8 protein-coding genes are annotated in these 4047 nt (G+C 69.9%); 7 read left to right on the plus strand and 1 reads right to left on the minus strand.

All coding sequences use genetic code 11. The annotated features are described in order from the left end of the window. On the minus strand, positions 1 to 146 hold a 146-nt coding region (locus IE250_RS24915; protein WP_189671884.1), incomplete at its 3' end, for a GntR family transcriptional regulator. A gap of 124 nt (positions 147 to 270) precedes the next feature. Between IE250_RS24915 and IE250_RS24195 the strand changes: the two genes are divergently transcribed. The 7 genes from IE250_RS24195 to IE250_RS24225 are packed head-to-tail and all read left to right on the plus strand — an operon-like array spanning position 271 to position 3867. Beyond that, positions 271 to 648 carry a hypothetical protein gene (locus IE250_RS24195; RefSeq protein WP_189671885.1) on the plus strand — a complete coding sequence of 126 codons (378 nt, stop codon included), beginning with the start codon at positions 271 to 273 and terminating at the stop codon, positions 646 to 648. Then, positions 648 to 1133, plus strand: coding sequence for a hypothetical protein (locus IE250_RS24200; protein ID WP_189671886.1), 486 nt, complete (start codon positions 648 to 650; stop codon positions 1131 to 1133). The genes IE250_RS24195 and IE250_RS24200 overlap by 1 nt, the downstream gene beginning before the upstream one ends. Then, positions 1130 to 1474, plus strand: a complete 345-nt coding sequence (locus IE250_RS24205; RefSeq protein ID WP_189671887.1) for a hypothetical protein — start codon at positions 1130 to 1132, stop codon at positions 1472 to 1474. The genes IE250_RS24200 and IE250_RS24205 overlap by 4 nt, the downstream gene beginning before the upstream one ends. Continuing rightward, positions 1471 to 1731, plus strand: coding sequence for a hypothetical protein (locus IE250_RS24210; RefSeq protein WP_189671888.1), 261 nt, complete (start codon positions 1471 to 1473; stop codon positions 1729 to 1731). Before IE250_RS24205 ends, IE250_RS24210 begins: the two co-directional genes overlap by 4 nt. Continuing rightward, on the plus strand, positions 1731 to 1979 hold the full coding sequence (locus tag IE250_RS24215) for a hypothetical protein (protein WP_189671889.1): 249 nt from the start codon (positions 1731 to 1733) through the stop codon (positions 1977 to 1979). The genes IE250_RS24210 and IE250_RS24215 overlap by 1 nt, the downstream gene beginning before the upstream one ends. Beyond that, positions 1979 to 2221 (plus strand): hypothetical protein, encoded by a 243-nt coding sequence (locus IE250_RS24220; RefSeq protein ID WP_189671890.1) that lies wholly within the window; start codon positions 1979 to 1981, stop codon positions 2219 to 2221. Before IE250_RS24215 ends, IE250_RS24220 begins: the two co-directional genes overlap by 1 nt. After that, on the plus strand, positions 2221 to 3867 hold the full coding sequence (locus IE250_RS24225; RefSeq protein ID WP_189671891.1) for an FtsK/SpoIIIE domain-containing protein: 1647 nt from the start codon (positions 2221 to 2223) through the stop codon (positions 3865 to 3867). The genes IE250_RS24220 and IE250_RS24225 overlap by 1 nt, the downstream gene beginning before the upstream one ends. Positions 3868 to 4047: the final 180 nt, after the last annotated feature.

Here is a 4047-nt window from a genome sequence, read left to right on the forward strand (position 1 = left end):
CGCGCCCCGTGGTAGGTCGCGGCGAGGACTCGTTCGGAGGGCAGCTTGTCGCCGGGGGCGTACTCGCCGGTGGTGATCGCGTCCCTGAGAGCAGACGCGATCGCGTGCGCTTCGGCGTTGTCGCCGTGGGGTCGCTGATCAGCCATGTCCTCAACTCTAGCGAACTGGTTCAAGCCAGTCTCTTGTGCAACTGGCTCAAGCCACCTATGGTGTGGATTACTGGCTTAAGCCAGTTGGATTAGTCGCAGTGACAACCAGGGAGATGACGAGATGGCGACGTTCGCAGTAGACAGCAACCGACAGGCGATGGTGGCGACCGGTGTCGTGGAGCCGGTCATGGAGTGGATCGAGACGGCAGACGGCAAGCGTCGTCCGGGTGACAACCAGGCCCGGCAGGAGGGCTCGGGTCTCCCGCTGTGGGGTGTGGAGGTCGTGTACCAGTCCGAGTCGTGGGGCCGGGTCTCCACGGAGTCGGTGAAGGTGACGGTCCCCGCGCAGGCGATGCCTGCCCCGTCGCTGTTCACGCCGATCCAGTTCAACGACCTGGTGGCCTCGGTGCGGGTGGACCGCCGTAGCGGTGGCCTGACGACCTCGTGGGAGGCCGCTGCTATCGCGCAGATGGCCGACGCCAAGAAGGCGGCTGCCTGATGACCGCGCCGGTGGGCGACGTGCTGGCCGGGGTGCGGGTGCTGGACGGCCTGTGGTCGGTCGAGGTGCTGAGCGTGGACCTGCACGCAACCTCGATTAGCCCGGCATCGCTGGAGCCGAGCGTTGACGTGCTGGATGTCGGCGTGCTCACGGCCACGTTCGACGGCGCGGAGCGGATCGCGGCCCGGCACGGCCTGGCCCCGGCCGAACAGGATGTGGTCCCGGGCTCGTACGGCCTGCCGACGAAGTTGCGTCGGCAGTGGTCCGGGTGGGCTGCCACCGAGCCGGGTCAGGTCCCGGTCTCGGTGCACCTGACGGCGTTCGAGCCGCTGGCCGATCACGCGTCTCCCACGGGTCCCGGTGCCCGGGACGGATGGCAAGAGGTCCCGCTGTTCGGTGACGGCAGCGACGACGAGTCCGGCGACGGCAACGGCGGGGCCGTTAACTCGGCCGATGTCGCTGTGAGCGTGGGGGCTGCGGCGTGAGCACCCACGACAACACTCCGGGGGTGGCGGGGGCTTCGGTTCCCGCCCCCTCGGCGGGGGAGCTGGCCTCGGCGCGTCGGCATGCGGCGCAGAGCATCGCGCTCACGCGGTCGCGCCCGTGGCGAAATCTGAACGCGCTGGCGTTCTTCCGCGGCCTGTATGTGCTGGACCGGGCGATCGACGAGATGCGTAACCAGGCGGCTCGGGCGCTGGTGTGGGAGGACATGGGCGCCGCGGTCGCGTGCTCTCAGGTCTGTTCCTACCTCGAGGCCTCGCGCGAACGGCTCTGGCGGCGCGGGCTCGTCGCCGCGGTCACGGCCCTGCGTGGTGAGTCCGGGTGAGTCGGGCGCAGTCGCTGGCCGCTGCGGCTGACTACCTGTTCACGGCCGTGAACGGTCTCGATGGTGCCGCCCGGACCCTCGATCGCGCCGGAGTGCTCGGCGCATCAGATCAGGCCCGGAAGCTGCATGACGGCGTCGCGGGTCTGCACTCGGAGATCAGTCGTGCGGCCTCGGTCGCGCACCGGGCGGAACGCCCCGAGTTCTACGACGAGTCCGGCCGGTGGGTCGGGCGACACGACGAGAAGGGGAAGCACTGATGGCACTGGATGAGACGACCCGGCAGGTCAACAAGCGCGCTGTGGATGCGCTGGACGAGGCGGACTACCGGCTTCGCGAAGCGGACTTCAACGTCCTGCGCGCGGTGGAGCCACTGGAGGGCCTGAGCAAGTACACCAACGCCCACGACCCGGCGCTGGAGGAACTGCGCGCGGTCGCTGCCCGGATTCGTGCGGCACGTGAGGACGTCTCGCGTCGCCTGGCTGCTGAGAGCGAGGGAGAGCGCTGATGTTTGACCTGTTCAGGCGGGACAAGCGGCAGGTGCTGGAGCCCGAGGACGTCTACCACTTCGAGTCCGGCTACCGACACATGGATGAGGCCGCCGAAGCGTTGCGCGTCGCCGCGTCCCAGGTCGGAGAGCTCGACATCGACCTCGGCGAACGCGCCTACAAGCTCGCTCAGGAGGCCCACCTGCTCCAGATCGATTTCCGCGCCGCGTTCCAGCGCGCCGAGCAGGAAGGACAGTACTGATGGACCTCGACCGCTTGCGCGTCGCGCTACATGCCCGGGTCAAGACCACCCGTGCCCGGCTGGGGGCCGCGACCGTAGGGCGTCCTGGGTGGTCCGGGAAGACGTGGCGAGTCGCCGCATGGATCACCTACCGGGTCTGGATGTTCACCCGGGGCCTGACCGTGTGGATGGCCAAGCACGCCCTGTTCACCCTCGCCGTCGTGACCGTCTCGTTCGGGTGGTGGGGCATCCTCACCCTCGCCGACCTCCCCGGCGACCGGATCACCGGCCCGGTGCTGCTGGCCCTGGTGTTCCTGTCCCCGGGCCTGTTCCACGGGCTGTGGGCCGCGATCACCCCGCACGGGTACCTGGTGCGGATGCACGGTCGGAAGGTGGTCGCCGCGTGGCCGAAGGTCGCTGCCGCGTGCGGGATCGGTGACCGGCAGCCCGGCGGTGAAGTCCTGGTCCCGAAGCTGTCCAAGATCCGCTACGAGACCGGCGCGACCGTGTTGCGGATCCACACCATGCCCGGGCAGACCCTGGACACCCTGCACCGTGCCGCGCCCGCAATCACCACGACGTACAAGGCGCACGGCTTCTCGACCACGACCGTCAAGCCCGGGGTGCTGGACCTGCGCCTGTTCACCGCCGCCCGCATCCCCGGCGCCGTCGCCGGCCTGCCGCTTCTGGAGGCCGCGACGCCGGACGGGCTGATCGTGGGCCGTACCCGCTCCGGGGGTGTCGCTCAGCTCGTGGTCCGGGGACGGCACACCCTCGTCGTGGGTGCCACGGGTGCGGGCAAGGGCTCGGCGCTGTGGTCGGTCGTCGGTGGTCTCGCCCCGGCCGCTCACACGGGGTTGGTGGAGTTCTCCGGTCTGGACCTCAAGGGCGGGATCGAGCTGGAGATGGGCCGATCCCTGTTCACCCGCATCGCGTATGAGTCCACCGATTCCCTCCGGGTCCTGCGCGAGCTGGGGAGCATCATGAACCAGCGCAAGGAGACCATGCGGGGCAAGTCCCGACTGCACGAACCGCGCCTGGGTGACCCCCTGCACGTCCTGGTCATCGATGAGCTGGCCGACCTCATGGCGTACAGCGACTTCGAGACCCGGCGTGAGGCCGACCGGCTGATGTCCAAGCTCCTGACCCAAGGCCGCGCCCTCGGCATCTGCGTCCTGTCCTGCGTCCAGAACCCGCGTCAGGAAGCCGTCGGGCAGCGCAACCTCTACCCGCAGAAGATCGCCCTCCGCCTCGACTCCGACATCGAAACAGACATGGTCCTCGGCCCCGCGATGGCCCTCGCCCCGGCACACACCATCCTCAAAGCCGACCCCGGCACCGCCTACCTCGTACGCGAGGACGGCTCCCCGGAGCTGATGCGGTTCGACTACTGGCCCGACGACCTGATCCGCGACGTCGCCCTCCGCTTCGCCGCACCCCGCCCCGCACGAGCACCCTCCGGGGCGCTCTCCGCGTCGGACGCCGACGCCGTCAACGCCTGGACCGCGGCTGCTACCCGCCGCGGCGTCTCCAACGACAACACGGCTGCCAAGAGCGAGGACAACACCGCTACGCCGCGCAAGCCGCGCAAGCCTCGCGCTCCCCGTAAGCCTCGTGCGCCGCGCGCATCCCGCCCGGCTCCCGCCGCATCGGCTGAGGAGGTCTGATCATGAACCGCACCGCTGGACCCGTGGCCCGGATCGCGGCCGACTCCCGACCCGTCCTGCTCTTCACCGTCGTCCTGACCCTCGCCGTCGCCCTGGCGTCGTTCGCGCTGTCGTTCGCGTCGCTGCGCGATGCCGCCCTGTGGGGTCGCGTGCCGGAGCCACTGGCGTTCCTCGTGCCCG

Origin of the sequence: Promicromonospora soli (assembly GCF_014653785.1) — a bacterium.
Taxonomy (GTDB): domain Bacteria; phylum Actinomycetota; class Actinomycetes; order Actinomycetales; family Cellulomonadaceae; genus Promicromonospora; species Promicromonospora soli.

Coding starts and splice junctions, on each gene's coding strand:
- IE250_RS24195 (WP_189671885.1), top strand. CDS start 271: ATGGCGACGTTCGCAGTAGACAGCAACCGACAGGCGATGGTGGCGACC.
- IE250_RS24200 (WP_189671886.1), top strand. CDS start 648: ATGACCGCGCCGGTGGGCGACGTGCTGGCCGGGGTGCGGGTGCTGGAC.
- IE250_RS24215 (WP_189671889.1), top strand. CDS start 1,731: ATGGCACTGGATGAGACGACCCGGCAGGTCAACAAGCGCGCTGTGGAT.
- IE250_RS24220 (WP_189671890.1), top strand. CDS start 1,979: ATGTTTGACCTGTTCAGGCGGGACAAGCGGCAGGTGCTGGAGCCCGAG.
- IE250_RS24225 (WP_189671891.1), top strand. CDS start 2,221: ATGGACCTCGACCGCTTGCGCGTCGCGCTACATGCCCGGGTCAAGACC.